17 protein-coding genes, 7 tRNA genes and 1 pseudogene are annotated in these 16,784 nt (G+C 74.3%); 16 read left to right on the top strand and 9 right to left on the bottom strand.

The window, feature by feature from the left end; translation table 11 throughout:
* The 3 genes from cobT to QK440_RS38570 all read left to right on the top strand — a co-directional run.
* Positions 1-2,127 (top strand): nicotinate-nucleotide--dimethylbenzimidazole phosphoribosyltransferase (gene cobT / locus QK440_RS38580; RefSeq protein WP_282797933.1); only part of this gene is annotated, 2,127 nt, incomplete at its 5' end.
* Between the two features lie 245 nt (positions 2,128-2,372).
* Positions 2,373-3,614 (top strand): uroporphyrinogen-III C-methyltransferase, encoded by a 1,242-nt coding sequence (gene cobA, locus QK440_RS38575; RefSeq protein ID WP_282797932.1) that lies wholly within the window; start codon positions 2,373-2,375, stop codon positions 3,612-3,614.
* A 112-nt stretch (positions 3,615-3,726) separates the two neighbouring features.
* Entirely contained in the window at positions 3,727-4,572 is an 846-nt protein-coding gene (locus tag QK440_RS38570; protein WP_282797931.1) for an RNA methyltransferase, read from the top strand.
* A 3-nt stretch (positions 4,573-4,575) separates the two neighbouring features.
* Here QK440_RS38570 and QK440_RS38565 read toward each other — a convergent pair whose 3' ends face one another.
* The gene (locus QK440_RS38565; protein ID WP_282797934.1) at positions 4,576-5,916 is read right to left on the bottom strand and encodes a serine/threonine-protein kinase; all 1,341 of its coding nucleotides are present in this window, start codon (positions 5,914-5,916) and stop codon (positions 4,576-4,578) included.
* A 196-nt stretch (positions 5,917-6,112) separates the two neighbouring features.
* On the opposite strand from QK440_RS38565, the gene QK440_RS38560 reads away from it, so the two are divergent.
* From QK440_RS38560 to QK440_RS38545, 4 genes are all read left to right on the top strand, one after another.
* Positions 6,113-6,379: a hypothetical protein gene (locus tag QK440_RS38560; RefSeq protein WP_282797930.1), complete on the top strand. Its 267-nt coding sequence runs from the start codon at positions 6,113-6,115 to the stop codon at positions 6,377-6,379.
* A gap of 279 nt (positions 6,380-6,658) precedes the next feature.
* The gene (locus tag QK440_RS38555) at positions 6,659-6,862 is read left to right on the top strand and encodes a hypothetical protein (protein ID WP_282797929.1); all 204 of its coding nucleotides are present in this window, start codon (positions 6,659-6,661) and stop codon (positions 6,860-6,862) included.
* Positions 6,863-7,371: 509 nt separating this feature from the next.
* Positions 7,372-8,331, top strand: coding sequence for a phosphotransferase (locus QK440_RS38550; RefSeq protein WP_282797928.1), 960 nt, complete (start codon positions 7,372-7,374; stop codon positions 8,329-8,331).
* 69 nt (positions 8,332-8,400) lie between these two features.
* Positions 8,401-8,700, top strand: coding sequence for a zf-TFIIB domain-containing protein (locus QK440_RS38545; protein ID WP_282797927.1), 300 nt, complete (start codon positions 8,401-8,403; stop codon positions 8,698-8,700).
* A gap of 54 nt (positions 8,701-8,754) precedes the next feature.
* Here QK440_RS38545 and QK440_RS38540 read toward each other — a convergent pair.
* The 5 genes from QK440_RS38540 to QK440_RS38520 form a co-directional block, all read right to left on the bottom strand.
* Positions 8,755-8,829, bottom strand: a tRNA-Val gene (locus QK440_RS38540).
* 42 nt (positions 8,830-8,871) lie between these two features.
* Positions 8,872-8,943, bottom strand: a tRNA-Val gene (locus QK440_RS38535).
* Between the two features lie 50 nt (positions 8,944-8,993).
* Positions 8,994-9,065: transfer RNA gene (locus QK440_RS38530), tRNA-Val, on the bottom strand.
* 1 nt (position 9,066) lies between these two features.
* Positions 9,067-9,140: transfer RNA gene (locus QK440_RS38525), tRNA-Cys, on the bottom strand.
* 40 nt (positions 9,141-9,180) lie between these two features.
* Positions 9,181-9,253, bottom strand: a tRNA-Gly gene (locus QK440_RS38520).
* Between the two features lie 156 nt (positions 9,254-9,409).
* Between QK440_RS38520 and QK440_RS38515 the strand changes: the two genes are divergently transcribed.
* From QK440_RS38515 to QK440_RS38505, 3 genes are all read left to right on the top strand, one after another.
* The gene (locus QK440_RS38515; RefSeq protein WP_282797926.1) at positions 9,410-10,453 is read left to right on the top strand and encodes a chorismate-binding protein; all 1,044 of its coding nucleotides are present in this window, start codon (positions 9,410-9,412) and stop codon (positions 10,451-10,453) included.
* Complete coding sequence (locus QK440_RS38510; protein WP_282797925.1) at positions 10,450-11,271, top strand: aminodeoxychorismate lyase; 822 nt, start codon at positions 10,450-10,452, stop codon at positions 11,269-11,271. The genes QK440_RS38515 and QK440_RS38510 overlap by 4 nt, the downstream gene beginning before the upstream one ends.
* A 111-nt stretch (positions 11,272-11,382) precedes the next feature.
* Positions 11,383-12,210 carry a GNAT family N-acetyltransferase gene (locus QK440_RS38505; RefSeq protein ID WP_282797924.1) on the top strand — a complete coding sequence of 276 codons (828 nt, stop codon included), beginning with the start codon at positions 11,383-11,385 and terminating at the stop codon, positions 12,208-12,210.
* Between the two features lie 96 nt (positions 12,211-12,306).
* Here the strand turns inward: QK440_RS38505 and QK440_RS38500 are convergent, their stop codons facing one another.
* The gene (locus QK440_RS38500) at positions 12,307-12,828 is read right to left on the bottom strand and encodes a DsbA family protein (protein ID WP_282797923.1); all 522 of its coding nucleotides are present in this window, start codon (positions 12,826-12,828) and stop codon (positions 12,307-12,309) included.
* Between the two features lie 169 nt (positions 12,829-12,997).
* On the opposite strand from QK440_RS38500, the gene QK440_RS38495 reads away from it, so the two are divergent.
* Both QK440_RS38495 and QK440_RS38490 read left to right on the top strand, forming a co-directional pair.
* Complete coding sequence (locus tag QK440_RS38495; protein ID WP_282797922.1) at positions 12,998-13,435, top strand: hypothetical protein; 438 nt, start codon at positions 12,998-13,000, stop codon at positions 13,433-13,435.
* A 257-nt stretch (positions 13,436-13,692) separates the two neighbouring features.
* Positions 13,693-13,863, top strand: coding sequence for a hypothetical protein (locus QK440_RS38490; protein ID WP_190140047.1), 171 nt, complete (start codon positions 13,693-13,695; stop codon positions 13,861-13,863).
* 144 nt (positions 13,864-14,007) lie between these two features.
* Here QK440_RS38490 and QK440_RS38485 read toward each other — a convergent pair.
* Both QK440_RS38485 and QK440_RS38480 read right to left on the bottom strand, forming a co-directional pair.
* Positions 14,008-14,568: pseudogene (locus QK440_RS38485) on the bottom strand (CGNR zinc finger domain-containing protein); the annotation flags it as partial.
* A gap of 207 nt (positions 14,569-14,775) precedes the next feature.
* On the bottom strand, positions 14,776-15,189 hold the full coding sequence (locus QK440_RS38480; protein ID WP_003959770.1) for an SsgA family sporulation/cell division regulator: 414 nt from the start codon (positions 15,187-15,189) through the stop codon (positions 14,776-14,778).
* 191 nt (positions 15,190-15,380) lie between these two features.
* On the opposite strand from QK440_RS38480, the gene QK440_RS38475 reads away from it, so the two are divergent.
* The 4 genes from QK440_RS38475 to QK440_RS38460 all read left to right on the top strand — a co-directional run bounded on the left by QK440_RS38475 (position 15,381) and on the right by QK440_RS38460 (position 16,779).
* Positions 15,381-15,827 (top strand): TIGR02611 family protein, encoded by a 447-nt coding sequence (locus tag QK440_RS38475; RefSeq protein WP_282797921.1) that lies wholly within the window; start codon positions 15,381-15,383, stop codon positions 15,825-15,827.
* 96 nt (positions 15,828-15,923) lie between these two features.
* A tRNA-Val gene (locus QK440_RS38470) sits at positions 15,924-15,995 on the top strand.
* A gap of 180 nt (positions 15,996-16,175) precedes the next feature.
* Complete coding sequence (locus QK440_RS38465) at positions 16,176-16,646, top strand: SRPBCC family protein (protein WP_282797920.1); 471 nt, start codon at positions 16,176-16,178, stop codon at positions 16,644-16,646.
* A gap of 61 nt (positions 16,647-16,707) precedes the next feature.
* Positions 16,708-16,779: transfer RNA gene (locus tag QK440_RS38460), tRNA-Val, on the top strand.
* The last annotated feature ends 5 nt before the right edge of the window (positions 16,780-16,784 follow it).

The following is a 16,784-nucleotide window of genomic DNA, read 5'->3' as shown; positions in this document are numbered from 1 at the left end:
GACGCCCCCGCGCCCCTGCCCGAAGCCCAGGCCGAGCCCGAGGCGGCCGCCGAGCCCGGGGCGCAGCCCGTACCCACCGTGCCCGCGCCCCGCGACGGCGACCGGCCCACGGCCGCCCCCGTCGCCCAGGCGGCACCCGCACCCGCCCCCGCCGCGGACGGCCCGCAGCCGTCCGCCGAGGGGCCGACCGCCCCCGACGAGCCGATGCACGCACCCACCCCGGCCGAACCGACCGACACCGCGCCCCAGGCCGACGAGCCCCCGGCGGGCGCCGAAGAGCCCACCGCACTCCCCGAGACCGTGGAGGAGGGCCCCGAGGACCTGAGCACGCCGGCCGTGGCGGACGACGCCGACCCGGACGGGACCGAGCCCGCCGCGCCGGCGGCCCCGCTCGGCCCGCCCGCCCCGGGCTACGCCGACGCCGAGCGCGAGGCCGTGCTGCGCGTCATGCGCGAGCGCCGCGACATCCGCAACGGCTTCCGCAGCGACCCCATCCCGCACGAGGTGCTGCTCCGCGTCCTGGAGGCGGCCCACACGGCGCCGTCCGTCGGCCACTCCCAGCCCTGGGACTTCGTGGTCATCCGCTCCGCTGAGACCCGCCGCACCATGCACGAACTGGCCCAGCGCCAGCGGGAGGCGTACGCGAAGTCGCTGCCCAAGGGCCGGGCCAAGCAGTTCAAGGAACTGAAGATCGAGGCCATCCTCGACACCCCGGTGAACATCGTCGTCACCGCCGACCCCACGCGCGGCGGGCGCCACACCCTCGGCCGCCACACGCAGCCGCAGATGGCCCCGTACTCCTCCGCGCTCGCCGTCGAGAACCTCTGGCTCGCCGCGCGCGCCGAGGGCCTCGGCGTCGGCTGGGTCAGCTTCTTCGACGAGCGCGAGATGGTCCGCACCCTCGGCCTGCCCGAACACCTGGAGGTCGTCGCGTACCTGTGCGTCGGGTACGTCGACGAGTTCCCGGACGAGCCGGAGCTGATGCAGGCGGGCTGGTCCAAGCGCCGCCCGCTGTCGTGGGTCGTGCACGAGGAGACGTACGGCCGACGCGCCCTGCCCGGCGAGGACCCGCACGACCTGCTCGCCGAGACCGTCGCCAACATCCGTCCGCTGGACGCCAAGGCGCTCGGCGAGGCCTGGGAGCGCCAGAAGCGCATGACCAAGCCCGCCGGGGCCCTGGGCATGCTGGAGATCATCTCGGCGCAGCTCTCCGGCCTGTCCCGGATGTGCCCCCCGCCGATCCCGGAACCGGCCGCCGTCGCCATCTTCGCGGGCGACCACGGCGTCCACGCCCAGGGCGTCACGGCCTGGCCGCAGGAGGTGACCGCCCAGATGGTCGCCAACTTCCTCGGCGGCGGCGCCGTCTGCAACGCCTTCGCCCACCAGGTCGGCGCCGAGGTCTGCGTCGTCGACGTCGGCGTGGCCGGGGAACTCCCGGCCACCCCCGGCCTGCTGCCCCGCAAGATCAGGCCCGGCACGGCCGACATGACCACGGGGCCCGCGCTCACCCGCGACGAGGTCAAGGCGGCCATCGAGGTCGGCATCGAGACGGCCCGCGACCTGGTCGCCGCGGGCAACAAGGCGCTGCTGACCGGCGAGATGGGCATCGCCAACACCACCGCGTCGGCGGTCCTGATCTCCGTCTACACGGACACCGACGCCGCCGAGGTCACCGGCCGCGGCACCGGCATCAACGACGAGATGCACGCCCGCAAGGTCGAGGTCGTCCGCCGCGCCCTGGAGCTGCACCAGCCCGACCCGGCCGACCCCGTCGGCGTCCTCGCCGCGGTCGGCGGCCTGGAGCACGCGGCGATGGTGGGCCTGCTCCTCGGCGGCGCCTCCCTGCGCACCCCCGTGATCCTCGACGGCGTCAGCGCGGGGGCCGCCGCCCTGGTGGCCCGCGCCATCGCCCCCGAGGTCCTCGCCGCCTGCATCGCGGGCCACCGCAGCGCCGAGCCCGGCCACGTGGCGGCCCTGAACAAGCTGGGCCTGCGCCCCCTGGTGGATCTGGACCTCCGCCTCGGCGAGGGCACCGGCGCCCTCCTGGCCCTCCCGGTGGTGCAGAGCGCGGCGCGGGCGATGCACGAGGTGGCGACGTTCGACTCGGCCGGGGTCACGGAGAAGTAGCCCCCACCGGGCCCGCCCGGCGTCCGAGGGGGCGCGCGGCGCGAGGAACGGGGGCGCCGGGGGGCGCTGCCCCCCGGTCCCGGGGGGGGGGGGGCCCGGGCGCCCCCCGGCCGGGCCCGCCGCCATCCCGTCCCGCCTCCGCCCCCACTCCCGCCGTACGCTGAAGCCACGGCTAAAATCCGCACGTCAGGGCCGCTCCAGAGCAGTAGCGCCCACTGTCCCGCCCCGACGAGGAGCCGCCCGCCATGGCCGAACACCCCGCCTACCCCGTAGGCCTCCGCCTCACCGGCCGCCGCGTGGTGGTCCTCGGCGGCGGCCAGGTGGCCCAGCGCCGCCTCCCCGCCCTCATCGCGGCGGGCGCGGACGTCCAGCTCGTCTCCCCGTCGGCCACCCCCTCGGTGGAGGCGATGGCGACCGCGGGCGAGATCACCTGGCACCGCCGCAGGTACGAGGACGGCGACCTCACCGGCGCCTGGTACGCCCTGATCGCCACCAGCGACGCCGAGGCCAACACCCGCGCCTCGGCCGAGGGCGAGCGCGAGCGCGTCTGGTGCGTCCGCGCCGACGACGCCGACGAGGCCACCGCCTGGACCCCCGCCACCGGCCGGAGCGCGGGCTTCACCGTCGCCGTCCTCACCACCGACGCCGAGGACCGAGACCCGCGCCGCACCGCCGCCGTCCGCGACGCGATCGTGGAGGGCCTGCACGACGGCACCCTGGTGGCCCCGCACCACCGCGCCCGCGCCACCGGCGTCGCCCTCGTCGGCGGCGGCCCCGGCGACCCCGACCTCATCACGGTCCGCGGCCGCAGGCTGCTCGCCGAGGCGGACGTCGTCATCGCCGACCGGCTCGGCCCGCGCGACCTGCTCGCCGAGCTGCCGCCGCACGTCGAGGTCATCGACGCGGCGAAGATCCCGTACGGCCGCTTCATGGCCCAGGAAGCCATCAACAACGCCCTCATCGAGCACGCCAAGCAGGGCAAGGCGGTGGTCCGGCTCAAGGGCGGCGACCCCTACGTCTACGGCCGCGGCATGGAAGAGGTCCAGGCCCTGGCCGCCGCGGGCATCCCCTGCACCGTCGTCCCCGGCATCTCCAGCTCGATCTCGGTGCCGAGTGCCGCCGGCATCCCGGTCACGCACCGCGGCGTGGCCCACGAGTTCACCGTGGTCAGCGGCCACATCGCCCCCGACGACGAGCGCTCCCTCGTCGACTGGCCCGCCCTGGCCGCGCTGCGCGGCACCCTCGTCATCCTCATGGGCGTCGACAAGATCGGCCGTATCGCCGAGACCCTGACCGCCCACGGCAAGGCGCCCGACACCCCGGTCGCCGTCGTCCAGGAGGGCACGACGGCCGCCCAGCGCCGCGTCGACGCCACCCTGGCCACGGTCGCCGAGGCCGTCCGCGCCCACGAGGTCAAGCCCCCCGCGGTGATCGTCATCGGCGAGGTGGTCACGGTGGGCCCCGACGACCTGCGCCCCCGGGACTAGCCCCGGCGCCCGCGGCAGCCCGCGAGCCCCCACCCCCCGCACCCGTAACCACCGGTAACGGATCCCGTCCGCAGCCGTTGGCACCACCCCCCGGACAAGGCAGTATCACCCTGTGGCCGAGCACAGCAGCAGCGAACCCAACGCAGCCATCGAAACCATCGAGGACCCCGCCGACCCGCGTCTGCGCGACTACACCGGCCTGACCGACGTCGAGCTGCGCCGCAGGCGCGAGCCCGCCGAGGGCCTGTTCATCGCCGAGGGCGAGAAGGTCATCCGACGCGCGAAGCAGGCGGGCTACGAGATGCGCTCGATGCTGCTCTCCGCCAAGTGGGTGGACGTCATGCGCGACGTCATCGACGAGGTGCCCGCCCCCGTCTACGCCGTCAGCCCCGAGCTCGCCGAGCGGGTCACCGGCTACCACGTGCACCGCGGCGCCCTCGCCTCCATGCAGCGCAAACCGCTGCCCACGGCCGAGGAGCTGCTGCGCGCGCACCGCCGCGTCGCCGTGATGGAGGCCGTCAACGACCACACCAACATCGGCGCGATCTTCCGCTCGGCCGCCGCCCTCGGCATGGACGCCGTCCTGCTCTCGCCGGACTGCGCCGACCCCCTGTACCGCCGTTCGGTGAAGGTCTCCATGGGCGCCGTCTTCTCCGTGCCGTACGCCCGCCTGGACTCCTGGCCCCGGGGCCTGGACACCGTACGGGAAGCGGGTTTCGACCTGCTGGCCCTGACGCCCGACCCGAAGGCCAAGACCCTCGACGAGGCGGCGCCCCACCGCATGGAGCGCGTCGCGCTGATGCTGGGCGCCGAGGGCGACGGCCTGTCCCGCCAGGCCCTGGTCGCCGCCGACGAATGGGTACGCATCCCGATGGCCCACGGCGTCGACTCGCTCAACGTGGGCGCGGCCGCCGCGGTGGCCTTCTACGCGGTGGCGACGGGCCGCCCCGCGTCCTGAGCCCTACGGCCCCGGGTGCTCCACGGGGTCCTCGACGGGGTACTGCCGTACGTCGGTCACCACGCCCCGCTCCTGGCGTACGTCGCCGAGCCCGCGCGCGGGGCCCTGGCACCCCTGCGCCGCCGCGATGCCCAGGGCCACGAGCAGCGTCACGACCACGAACACGAAGAGCCGCTGCCGCAGCAGCCGCGGGTTGGCGGGCCGCAGCCGGGTCCCGGTGGTGCGCGGCCCCTGCCGCCCGGCGGTGCCGCGGGGCGCGGGCCTGCTGCCGGTGGACCGCGGGCCGCGCGCCCCCGGCGGCCGGGCGCCACCGGCCCGGGAGCCGCCCGTACGGGAGCCGCCCGTACGGGGCCCGGCGTCACGCGAGCCGGTCCTGGACGGGCCGGTGCGCGGCGGGGGAGTGCCCGGCGCGGGCCGGCGCTGGGTGCGCTGTTCGGCGTACTCCTCGGTGAGCCGGCCCGTCGGGCGCTCGTGCTGCTCCTGGCGCGGCGCGGGCGGCCGCACCTCGGAGAGCCCCTGCGCCTCGCGGGCCGCGATCTCCTTCAGCCGCAGCGACAACTGCAGCGTGCTGGGACGTTCCTCCGGGTCCTTCGCCAGACAGGCCCGCAGCAGCGGCGCCAGCGCGTCGGGCACGCCGCGCAGCTGGGCCTCCTCGTGGACCACCCGGTACAGCATGACCTCGGAACTGCCGTGCCCGAAGGGTGAGTCCGCCATGCAGGCGTACGCGAGGGTGGCGCCGAGCGCGAACACGTCCGTGGCGGGCGTGACGGCGGCCCCGCGCACCTGCTCGGGCGCGAGGAAACCGGGCGACCCGACGGCCGTGCCCACGTGCGTCAGCGTCGAGGCGCCGGTCGCCCAGGCGATGCCGAAGTCGATGATCCGCGGCCCCTTCGGGGACAGCAGGATGTTCGAGGGCTTGAGGTCCCGGTGCACCACACCGGCCTCGTGCACGGCGACGAGCCCCTCCGACAGCGCGGCGCCGATGACGGCGACCTCCGCGGCGGACAGCGGGCCCTCGGCGGCGACCTTGTCGTGCAGGGAGGGTCCGGGCACGTACTGGGTGGCGAACCAGGGCCGCTCGGCCTCCAGGTCGGCGGCCACCAGGCGGGCGGTGCACCCGCCCCGGATCCGCCGGGCCGCCGAGACCTCCCGGGCGAAGCGCGAGCGGAACTCCTGGTCCTCGGCCAGGTCCGGCCGGATCACCTTCAGCGCCACCCGCTGCCCGCGGCGGTCGGAGCCCAGATAGACGACACCCATCCCGCCGGCGCCCAGCCGCCTGTGCAGCCTGAACGAGCCGACGACACGCGGGTCCTCGCGCCTCAGGCGCATCATCGCCATGTTCATCCCCGCTGCCCGGTCCGTCTGACGAGCCACAGCTTACGTTTCCACGGCCCGGGCCGTGCAGAGGCCGCGCCCTCACGAGCCGATCGATTGTCAGTGCCCGGTGCGAAACTTGAAAAGTGGTCAGGTGGCGCGCGCCGAGGGCTCATGGCCGCCACCCGCACCCCCAACCGCCCGCCGTCGAAGGGGGATTGATCCCGTGAAGGGTGATCGCGTGGAGATAGTCGTGGACGCCGGGGACACGACGCGTACGTACGAAGTGGTGGCGAGCCGGGCAGGCCGCCGTGTGGAGACCGCCGTCCGCAGGGGAGTGGTGGAAGTGAGCGAAGTCACCCGCAGCGGCTCCGTGGTGCGCACCGCGCGGTTCATGGCCAACCGCGTCCTGGCCCTGGTGGAGCAGCCCGTCCCGAGAGAGGACACCTCGGAACGAACCGGACGTCCCCTCGGGGAAGACCCTGAGACCTAGTCAGGACCTAGGTCCCCGTCTCCACCCACGGGAGTACTTGTGTGACGAGCGGTCATCCTCCGGGAGGCCCGGCAAGCGGTACGAGGGCATGACGTGCGGCATGCCCCCCGGCGCCTAGATTTGAGGTCAAGCGGCGGGTGCAGCACTCGTCCCCCGAGGTCAGACACCCGCCGCTGCCCGAACCACACGAACCATACGAACCGCACGAACAGCACGAACCTCCGGACGGAACCACAACTCCGAACGGAACAACAAGAGAGTCAGGAAGGGAGGGAGACCATGGCGGACACCGCGCCGCGGACGATGATCCGCACGCACGGACGCAGGCTCTTCACCCTGGGCGTCCGGCCGTCAGGCACCCGCCACCCGCTGGTGGCGACGCTCATGGTCCTCCCCCTGGCCGCCCTGCTGACGGTCGCCTTCGGCGGCTGGGACGCAGTGGTCACACAGGCGTCGTCCGTGGGCGTGATGCTGGGGCGCTGAGCGGCGCCCCAGGCCCGGAAGAGCGGTCCGGGCGGGGACATCCGGCCATGAAACCCCGTGGGGACGGGGGTGCGGCGGACGGCACACAGCCCGCGTAGCTGGGGAGCTACGCGGGCTGTCTTGTTCCCCCGGATGCCTTCCCCGCATGTCTTCCCCCGCGTGCCTTCCCTCCGCGCCTTCCCCTGCATGCCGTGCTCTCGCACGTGCCGTGCTCCCGCACCGCCGCTGCTCCTTCAGGTGCCCGGTTGCCTCACGTACGGCCGGGCCCGTACTGCCCCGGGCCACGGTGGTGTACTGCGCCCGCCCGGGACACGACCGTCCGCCGTCGCCGTCCCGTGGCTGTCGCCGCTGTCGCCGCCGCGAGTAAGAACGAGGCCCGCAGCGCCGAGGAGCCGGGGCCGGGGTCCAGGGGTCGGCAGCCCCCTGGCACCGTAAGAGGGCCAGGCCCCCGCCCCGTACGCTCACCCCACACCCACACCCACACCCCTCCCAGAACCCCCATGAGCCCCGTGACCCCCGTGCCCCTCCTCCCCGCCCTGGCCGCCCACGCCGAGCTCCGCGCCCACGCCCCCGCCGCCCGCGGCTGCCCCTGTGCCCCGCCCGCCACCGTCCTGGCCGACCGCCCCGACGCCCTGGTGGTCCGCCACGGTGACGTCGTCGCCAAGGCCCACGCGCCCGGCACCGACGAGCGTCACCTCGCCGCCCGCCTGGCCACCGCGGCCCACCCCGGCCTCGCCGACACCCTCCTGGCCCCCCTCACGGCGCGCGCCAGCCGCCTGCACGACCGCCTGGTCACGCTCTGGCCGTACGGCGACCCCGTCGACCGGGACGACCCGGACGCCGCGCCCTGGGAGGCGGCCGCCGCCCTCCTGGCGCGCCTCCACCGCACCCCGCCCGCCGAGCTGCCGGCCCCCCTGCCGGACATGCGGGGCCCGCGGAAGGCGGCCCGGGCCCTCGCCCGCCTGCGCGCGGCGACGGCGACGGCCCCGCACCCCGACGCCCCCGCCGTCGAGCGGGCCTGGTCCGCCCTGCCGCCCTGGGCCCGCGCCGAAGCCCCGGCCCCGGGCCCGGCGCGCCTGTGCCACGGCGACCTGCACCTGGGGCAGCTCGTCCGCGCCCGGGGCCGCTGGCTGCTGATCGACATCGACGACCTGGGGCTCGGCGACCCCGCCTGGGACCTGGCCCGGCCCGCCGCCTGGTACGCCTGCGGCCTGCTGGGGGCGGGGGAGTGGGCGCGGTTCCTGGACGCGTACCGCGCGGCGGGCGGCCCCGCGGTCCCCGCCACCGGCGACCCGTGGCCGGTGCTCGACGTCCCGGCCCGCGCGCTGACCGTGCAGACGGCGGCGCTGGCGATCACCAAGGCGACCGCGGCGGGCCGCTCCCTGGACGAGGTCGAACAGGACGTCGTCGCCGCCTGCCGCCGGATGGCCGCCGTCCCGCCCGGCCCCGCACCCAGGGGCACGAAGTAGGGTGCAACGCACCGAAGCCGGGCAGAAGCCCGGTGAAGCCGTCATCACCGACGAGGAGTTGGACCGCCCATGCACTGTCCCAAGTGCCACGCGCCGATGCACACGTACAACCGCAACGGCGTCCAGATCGAGCAGTGCAGCGGGTGCCGGGGGATATTCCTGGACTACGGGGAGCTGGAGTCCCTGACGCGCCTGGAGGGCCAGTGGAGCGCCCACCAGGCCCCGCCCGCGCCGCCCGCCCCGCCGCAGAGCTACCCGGCCGCGCCCGCCCCCGCCTGGGGCGCCCCGGCCGCCGGCCACCACGGGCACTACGACCACCACGGCCACAAGCGGCACAAGAGCTTCGGCCACATGCTGTTCTCGTCGTGACGCGCTGACACGACGAAGCCCCCGGCCGATTCCCGGCCGGGGGCTTCGTGGAGCTGGTGCGCGATACTGGGATTGAACCAGTGACCTCTTCCGTGTCAGGGAAGCGCTCTCCCGCTGAGCTAATCGCGCGGGACCATCGACGGGACGAACCCGCAGGTGGTGGGTGCTGCGTGCGCGATACTGGGATTGAACCAGTGACCTCTTCCGTGTCAGGGAAGCGCTCTCCCGCTGAGCTAATCGCGCGGGGAAACCTCTGGTGATCAGAGCGCGAGGGCCATGATCAGAGATTCCAGTGGACGATACTGGGATTGAACCAGTGACCTCTTCCGTGTCAGGGAAGCGCTCTCCCGCTGAGCTAATCGTCCTTGGAGGTGGAGACGGGATTTGAACCCGTGTAGACGGCTTTGCAGGCCGTTGCCTCGCCTCTCGGCCACTCCACCAGGAGTACGGGGTGTCGGGAAGATCCCCCGCGTTCCTGCGAGCGGACGACCAGGTTCGAACTGGCGACCTCAACCTTGGCAAGGTTGCGCTCTACCAACTGAGCTACGTCCGCTTGTCTTTCCCGGTCGGCTTCCGCGTCCCGGCGACGTGTTGAACTCTAGCGGATTCCTGGGCCAGCACAAAAACGCGTTTGCGCAGCGTGCTGCGCTGCCGCCCTGGTCACCCGGGCCCGGGGCGCGGCAACGGCGCCGGTCATAGACTCGCAGCCGTGCACGACCTGTCTCCCCTGGCCCGCTTCGGCGGCCTTGTCGCGACCGAGCTGCGCGACGTGACCAGCGACCCTTCCGCCCTGGACAGCCGGGGCTTCTGGGCTGTCTGCGCGGACTTCGAGGGCCGTCTGGTGTGCGCCCGCTTCGGGCGGGTGCGCGAGGAGCCGGTGCCCGCCCCCGTGCCCGGCGCCTGGCACGGCCCGGCGGCCGGCGACTGGACGACCTCCCTCGACCGCGCCGCGTACACGGACGGGGTGCGCCGCGTGCGCGCGCACATCGCGGCCGGGGACGTCTACCAGGCGAACCTCTGCCGCGTCCTGTCCGCGCCGGTGCCCGCCGACGCCGACGTGGACGCCCTGACCGCCCTCCTCGCGCGCGGGAACCCGGCGCCGTACGCAGGAACGATTCGTCTGCCCGGGCACGGCGTGGAGGTCGCCACGGCCTCGCCCGAGCTGTTCCTGCGCCGCGCCGGAGGGGTTGTCGAGTCCGGGCCGATCAAGGGCACCGGGCGCACCGAGGCGGACCTCCTGGACAAGGACTACGCCGAGAACGTGATGATCGTCGACCTCGTCCGCAACGACCTCGGGCGGGTCTGCGCGACCGGCACCGTCACCGTGCCCGAGCTGTGCGTCGTGGAGAAGCACCCGGGCCTCGTCCACCTCGTCTCCACCGTGCGCGGCGAGCTGCGCGCCGGGACGGGCTGGCCGGAGCTGCTCGACGCCGCCTTCCCGCCCGGGTCCGTCACCGGCGCCCCCAAGTCCAGCGCCCTGCGGATCATCGACACCCTGGAGACGGCGCCCCGCGGCCCCTACTGCGGCGGCATCGGCTGGGTCGACGCCGACCGCCGCACGGGCGAGCTCGCGGTCGGCATCCGCACCTTCTGGGTCGACCGGGCCGCCGGCGTCCTGCGCTTCGGCACGGGCGCGGGCATCACCTGGGGCTCCGACCCCGAGGGGGAGTGGCGCGAGACCGAGCTCAAGGCCGAGCGGCTGCTGGCGGTAGCGTCGGGCACGTACGAACCAACGGGAGGGACCCCTTCGTGAAGATATGGATCGACGGCGGCCTGCACGACCTCGCGTCCGCGCGCGTCTCCGTCCTCGACCACGGCCTGACCGTCGGCGACGGCGTCTTCGAGACGGTGAAGGCGGTCGACGGGCGGCTCTTCGCGCTCACCCGCCACCTCGACCGGCTCGCCCGCTCCGCGCGCGGACTCGGCCTGCCCGAGCCGGACCTGGACGAGGTCCGCCGCGCGAGCGCCGCCGTCCTCGACGCCAACCCCACGGCCCTCGGCCGCCTGCGCATCACCTACACCGGCGGCCTCTCCCCGCTCGGCTCGGACCGCGGCGACCACGGCCCGACCCTCGTCGTCGCCCTCGGCGAGACCGCGCGCAGGCCCGACTCCACCGCCGTGATCACCGTCCCGTGGACCCGCAACGAGCGCGGCGCCCTGACCGGCCTGAAGACCACCTCGTACGCGGAGAACGTGCTCGCGCTCGCCCGCGCCACCGCACAGGGCGCGAGCGAGGCACTCTTCGCCAACACCGCGGGACGGCTGTGCGAGGGCACCGGCTCGAACGTCTTCGTCGTCCTCGACGGCGAGATCCACACCCCGCCGGTGGCCTCCGGCTGCCTCGCGGGCATCACGCGCGCGCTGACCGTCGAGTGGACCGGCGCCCGGGAGACCGACCTGCCCCTCGACGTCCTCGACCGGGCCGACGAGGTCTTCCTCACCTCCACGCTGCGCGACGTACAGGCCGTCCACCGCGTCGACGGCCGCGAACTGCCCGGCGCCCCCGGCCCGGTGACCGCCAAGGCGATGCGGGTCTTCGCCGAGCGCGCCGCCGACGACCTGGACCCCTGAGACCGCGCGGCCCGGTCCGGTTACCGGCACCGGCCTGCGCCGGAGACCGGACCGGCCGGTGCCGGTAAATACGGATGACGCGGGGGCCGCGGGGCGGGTACAACACCCGTGATGACCACGACTCTGCGGCCGGCCGGGCCGCTGCAGCGCAACGCCGAGGACGGCACGACGTCACGCGCCTACGACGTGTGCGTCAACAGCCGCCCCGTCGGCCGGATCCACCTGGCCACCCACCCGGTCTTCGGATCCCGCGTCGCCCGGATCCTGGACCTGCGGATCGACGAGCCGGACCGCCACCGCGGCCGCGGCACCGTGGCGGCCCTCGCCGCCGAGGAAGTGGCGCGCGGCTGGGGCTGCGCCCGTATCGAGGCGGCCGTGCCCGCGACCGCCCCGGGCGCCCTCGGCCTCGCCACCGCGCTCGGCTACGTGGAGCGCGGCCGCCGCCTGGCCAAGTCCCTGCCGCCGCGGCCGCCCGCGCTGCCCGACGGCGTCCGGGCGCGGCCGATGACGGGGCCGGAGTTCACCGCCTGGGCCGCGCACGCGAAGGCGGAGTACGGCCGCGACTGGGCCGAGCGCGGCGTCCCCGACGACCAGGCGCACGCCAAGGCCGAACGGGACTACGCCCGCTTACTCCCCGACGGGTTCGCCACCCCCGGCGCCCGGCTGAGCGTCCTGCTCCACGAGGACACGGTGGTCGGCACGCTGTGGCTCGCCGAGGAGGACGGCGACGGCTTCGTGTACGACGTCGAGGTGGGCGCGGAGCACCGCGGACGCGGCCACGGCCGGTCCCTGATGCTGGTCGCCGAGGCCCAGTGCCTGGAGGAGGGCCGCTCCCGCGTCGCCCTGCAGGTGTTCGCGGGCAACGCCCCGGCCCTGCGCCTGTACGAGTCCCTCGGCTACGAGCCGGTCGAGTACCACCTGTACAAGCCGCTGCTCTGACCCGGCTCGCCCTCACCGCGAGGCCGGGCGTGCAAGGGCCGGGCCGGTACGAGGCCGGGGGCGGGAGGGGGCGGCCGCCGCGCGGGTCCGGAGGGCTCAGCCCTGGGCGAGGAGCCGGTCGGTGATCTCCTCGACGCGCTCGCGCAGGCCCTCCTGGCTCTTGCCGCCGTCGAGGCGCTCCCCGCCGACCACGTACGTCGGCGTCCCGGTGACGCCGATCGCCTTGCCCTCGGCCTGGTCGGCGTCGACGATCAGGATGTGCCGCCCGTCCACCAGCGCGGTGTCGAACTCCTCGGCGTCCAGGCCCAGTTCCTGCGCCACCTGGACCAGGAAGGGCTCTCCCGCACGGTCCAGCTCCTCGACCCGGGCCAGCACCGCCTCGACGTACTCCCAGCCCTTGCCCTGCTCCAGCGCCTCCTCGGCGGCCTGCGCGGCGGCGAAGGCGTGCCGGTGCTTCTCCAGCGGGAAGTGGCGCAGGCGCAGCTCGACGCGGTCGCCGTAGCGCTCCCGCAGGGCGCGTACGTCGTCCAGGGCGGTGCGGCAGTCGGGGCACTGCAGCTCGCACCAGACCTCGATGACGACGGGGCTGGCGGGACCGGTGGCGGAAGAGTCGTTCATGGGCACAGTCTCCCAGCCCCCCGCGCCCCCACCGGCACCTGGGGAGGAGGGGCTACCCGGATATCTCCCTGATGTCCGCCCCACGCCGTGGCCTCCCGGCCCCGGCCCGGTGCAGGATGGAGGGGAGACAAGCGAGACCGCACCGCGCCCGCACGCCTGGAGGACCGGGATGATTGCCGAGACCATCTGCTCCGCCGTCGCCGCGGCCGGCCTCGGCATAGCCGCCGTCACGGCGTACCGCAAGCGTTTCCTCGCCGCCGCCCGCCTCGCCGCCTACGCCCTGGTCCCGCTGGGCCTGGTGATGACCGGAGCCGTCGAGTGGGCCGCCGACACGGCCTTCAGCCCGGTCGCCTGGGCAGGCTTCGGCGTCCTCGGCGCCGCGTGGCTGCTGTTCACGGCGACCCGCGCGGCCGAGCGCCGCTCCGGAGGCACCCGCAAGGAGCGCAAGGCCGCGGCCAAGGCCGCCCGGCGGGACGCCGTCGCCCCCGCCGCCTCCGCGCCCTCCCTCGCCGGGACCGCCCGGCCCGCCGCCGGGCCGAAGAAGACGGCGGCCCCCGCGGAGGACTTCAGCGACATCGAGGCCATCCTCAAGAAGCACGGGATATGACCGAGGGCGCGCGGCGGCACAGGGACCGCGCCCCTGAGAAACCCTAGGGACCCCCGGCAACCGCTCCAGCCCCGGCGCGGGCCCCCGGGAGGGGGACCCCGGTGCGGAGCCGTGTCCCCGGTTCGAGCGTATCCGCGGACCCCGCGCCCAGGCGCGCCCGACCGGGCCCGCCAAGGCCGCGGCACGCGGCGAACTGCCCTGCCGCATTCGCCCGTTGGTCCCCACGGGCGTCCGCGCTGCGCCATCATCAGCGCGAGATGCTGGACACCACCACACAGAGCGACCCCGCCCCCTCCGACGGGCACGGAACCGCCGACGAACCGCGAGGCTGCCTCTTCGCCCTCTCCCAGCCCCCGCTGATGATCTTCCTGGCGGTGATCGGCTGCCTGCTGCTCATGGCCTCACTGCACGACCTTTTCCTGCTCTAGTCCCTGCTCCAGTGCCTCCGGCCCCTGAGCTGCCTTCCCCGCCGGGTCCGGCGCCGCGTCACGCGCCGCGCCCCGGGCTCCGCCGTGCGTCCCGCCCCGCACCTCGTCTCGTCCGCCGTCCTGTACGCCGTCCTGCTCGAGTTCCGCCGCCTCCCCCCGCCGGGCGCGGTAGGCGGCGCCGTGCAGCCGGTTGCCGCAGGTGCGGCTGTCGCAGTAGCGGCGGGAGCGGTTCCGGGACAGGTCGATGAAGGCCCGGCGGCAGTCCGGCGCCTCGCAGCGGCGCAGCCGCTCCTGCTCGCCCGCCACGACGAAGAAGGCCAGCGCCATGCCGCAGTCGGCCGCCAGGTGGTCGGCGACGGAGGCGCCCGGAGCGAAGTAGTGCACGTGCCAGTCGTAGCCGTCGTGGTCCGTCAGGCGCGGCGTGGTGCCCGCGGCGGCGACCAGCTCGTTCAGCAGGGCGGCCGCGACGTGCGGCTCGGTGGCCGCGAAGACCTCGGCGAACCGGCGGCGGATCTGGTGCACCCCCGCCAGATCCCGCTCCGTGAGCACCCCGACGTCACTGATCGCGTGGGACCGGACGAACGCGCGCAGGGCTTCGACGTCCGCGAGCCCCTCGGCGCTGCCGTCGCTCTCGTCGTCCGGCGCGGAGTTCACCAGATCGACCACGGCGTCGAGCGCACACCTGGTGTCATGGGTGATCAGCACGATTCGCTCCCTGGCCTGATGAGGGTCGGGCGGGCGCCCGCCTGATGCTGGCCGATGCTAGCGGCTCACGCCCCGCACGCCACGGCGCCGGAGCCGCGGAATTCCGCGGCACCGGCGCCGGTGTCTGCTGTGCCTTGCTATGTCGTTGTCGTACCCGCGTCGTCTCCCCGAGTCGGACGGCGCCGGGTGGCTCCCGGACGGACCGGACTAGCTTTCGGCCAGGATGTGCGAGAGCTCCGTGTCGAGATCGAAGTGGCGGTGTTCCGTGCCGGGTGGCACGGCCGCGTCGGTTCGCTTCAGAAACGATTCCAGGGCCCGCGCCGGGGCCTCGAGCAGAGCCTCGCCTTCCGGAGAGCTCAGGGCGATGCAGACGACACCCTGACCGTGGCTGCGGGACGGCCAGACACGGACGTCGCCGGTGCCGGTGGGCCGGTGCAGGCCCTCGGCGAGAAGGTCGCGGGCGAACACCCACTCGACGGTCTCCTCGGCTCCGGTGTGGAAGGTGGCGTGCACGGCATAGGGATCGGCCGTGTCATACCGCAGCCCCGCGGGTACAGGCAGTGAGGACTCGCTCGACACAACGAGGCGCAGGTGCAGCTCGCAGCTGACCGTGGTGTTCATAAGCGCCAAGGCCTTTCGCTCAGTGTGCGCTCGGGGATTCGCACGTCGGCGAAATCGACATGCCACCTACGGTGCCGTTGTAAACCCCTCTGAGGGTTTTGCGTGTCTTTAGGTGCCTCGTATGGCGGATTGCCCCATTGGTTCGTACGGCCATTCCGGTGACGCGTTTCCGTCCGGTAGGGTTTGGCGACATGAATACGGGGAGTAACGAGCCGGTCGTTGCGGACTCGCCCGAGGACGCGGCGGGCGGGACCAAGCCCGAGAAGCCCTTCGGATCGCGAGCGCCGGAGTTCATCAAGGCGCGCCGCGCGCTGCACCTGAGCTGGCAGGTCGGCGTCTTCATCGTCGGCCTCGCGGTCGTGGTGGTCGGCATCATCATGCTGCCGCTGCCGGGCCCCGGCTGGGTGGTGATATTCGGCGGCATGGCGATCTGGGCCACCGAGTTCGTCTGGGCGCAGTTGGTGCTCCGGTGGACGAAACGGAAGGTCACCGAGGCGGCACAGCGCGCACTCGACCCGAAGGTGCGCCGCCGCAACATCATCCTCACGACGATCGGCCTCGTGATCGTCGGCGCGCTCGCCGGGATCTACCTCTACAAGTACGGCTTCGAGATGCCCTGGAAGATCAACAACCAGTGAGCCGCCCCCCGGCGGAGCGCCCGCGGCCGCCGGGGACCCGTCGGGGCAGGTGGTCGGAGGCACCCTCTGACATGGGGTAATGTTCTCTCTGCGCCCGGGCGATTAGCTCAGTGGGAGAGCGCTTCGTTCACACCGAAGAGGTCACTGGTTCGAACCCAGTATCGCCCACCCGGGATTGTGGCCCGGAGGCTGGAAACAGCCTCCGGGCCACTGTCGTACGTGACGGCCTTTCACAAAAGGCGCGGGGTGCGGAACCGCCCGGAATAACTGCTTCCCATTTCGGCCGAGTTGGCGCGCCGGCCCGCCGCGGGGGAGCCGGATCGCGTTCCGCGGCAGCACACTTGGCCCATGGACTGGTGTCATTACCGCTTTCGCAGCATATGGAATCTGCCCGCCGAACCCGCCGTCGTGTACGCGACGCTGGAGCGCGCCGAGGACTACCCGGCCTGGTGGCCGCAGGTGCGCGAGGTGACCCCCCTCGACGAGCGCACCGGCACCGCGCGGTTCCGCTCGTTCCTGCCGTACGACCTCGTGGTCACCGCCCGCGAGCAGCGCAGGGACCCCGAGCGCGGCATCCTCGCGATCGCCATGACCGGGGACCTCGACGGCTGGGCCCGCTGGACCCTGGCACCCGCCCCCGACGGCACCACCCGCGCCCGCTACGACCAGGAGGTCGACGTCCGCAAGCCCCTGCTGCGACGCCTCGCCGTCCCCGGCAGGCCCCTGCTCCGCCTCAACCACGCCGCGATGATGCGCGCCGGCAGGCGGGGTCTCGCCGCGTACCTGGACCAGCGGCGGCCGCCCGCGGGGTCCCGCTGAGGGGGCCGGGCGGGCGGTTTGAACGAAGGGTGCCCGGGCCTGTATTGTTCAGTGCGTTCCCGGGCGATTAGCTCAGTGGGAGAGCGCTTCGTTCACACCGAAGAGGTCACTGGTTCGAACCCAGTATCGCCCACCCGG

This window comes from Streptomyces sp. CC224B (genome assembly GCF_030010595.1).
Lineage (GTDB): Bacteria > Actinomycetota > Actinomycetes > Streptomycetales > Streptomycetaceae > Streptomyces > Streptomyces longispororuber.
Note: the sequence above shows the minus strand (reverse complement) of the source record. Positions and strands in the feature narration are given on the sequence as shown.

Bases quoted from the DNA above. Each gene is read 5' to 3' on its own strand.
- QK440_RS38555 (WP_282797929.1), top strand. From the start codon at position 6,659: ATGGCGGACACCGCGCCGCGGACGATGATCCGCACGCACGGACGCAGG.
- QK440_RS38475 (WP_282797921.1), top strand. From the start codon at position 15,381: ATGAATACGGGGAGTAACGAGCCGGTCGTTGCGGACTCGCCCGAGGAC.
- QK440_RS38480 (WP_003959770.1), bottom strand. From the start codon at position 15,189: ATGAACACCACGGTCAGCTGCGAGCTGCACCTGCGCCTCGTTGTGTCG.
- QK440_RS38490 (WP_190140047.1), top strand. From the start codon at position 13,693: ATGCTGGACACCACCACACAGAGCGACCCCGCCCCCTCCGACGGGCAC.
- QK440_RS38465 (WP_282797920.1), top strand. From the start codon at position 16,176: ATGGACTGGTGTCATTACCGCTTTCGCAGCATATGGAATCTGCCCGCC.
- QK440_RS38505 (WP_282797924.1), top strand. From the start codon at position 11,383: ATGACCACGACTCTGCGGCCGGCCGGGCCGCTGCAGCGCAACGCCGAG.
- QK440_RS38545 (WP_282797927.1), top strand. From the start codon at position 8,401: ATGCACTGTCCCAAGTGCCACGCGCCGATGCACACGTACAACCGCAAC.
- QK440_RS38495 (WP_282797922.1), top strand. From the start codon at position 12,998: ATGATTGCCGAGACCATCTGCTCCGCCGTCGCCGCGGCCGGCCTCGGC.
- QK440_RS38565 (WP_282797934.1), bottom strand. From the start codon at position 5,916: ATGAACATGGCGATGATGCGCCTGAGGCGCGAGGACCCGCGTGTCGTC.
- cobA (WP_282797932.1), top strand. From the start codon at position 2,373: ATGGCCGAACACCCCGCCTACCCCGTAGGCCTCCGCCTCACCGGCCGC.
- QK440_RS38500 (WP_282797923.1), bottom strand. From the start codon at position 12,828: ATGAACGACTCTTCCGCCACCGGTCCCGCCAGCCCCGTCGTCATCGAG.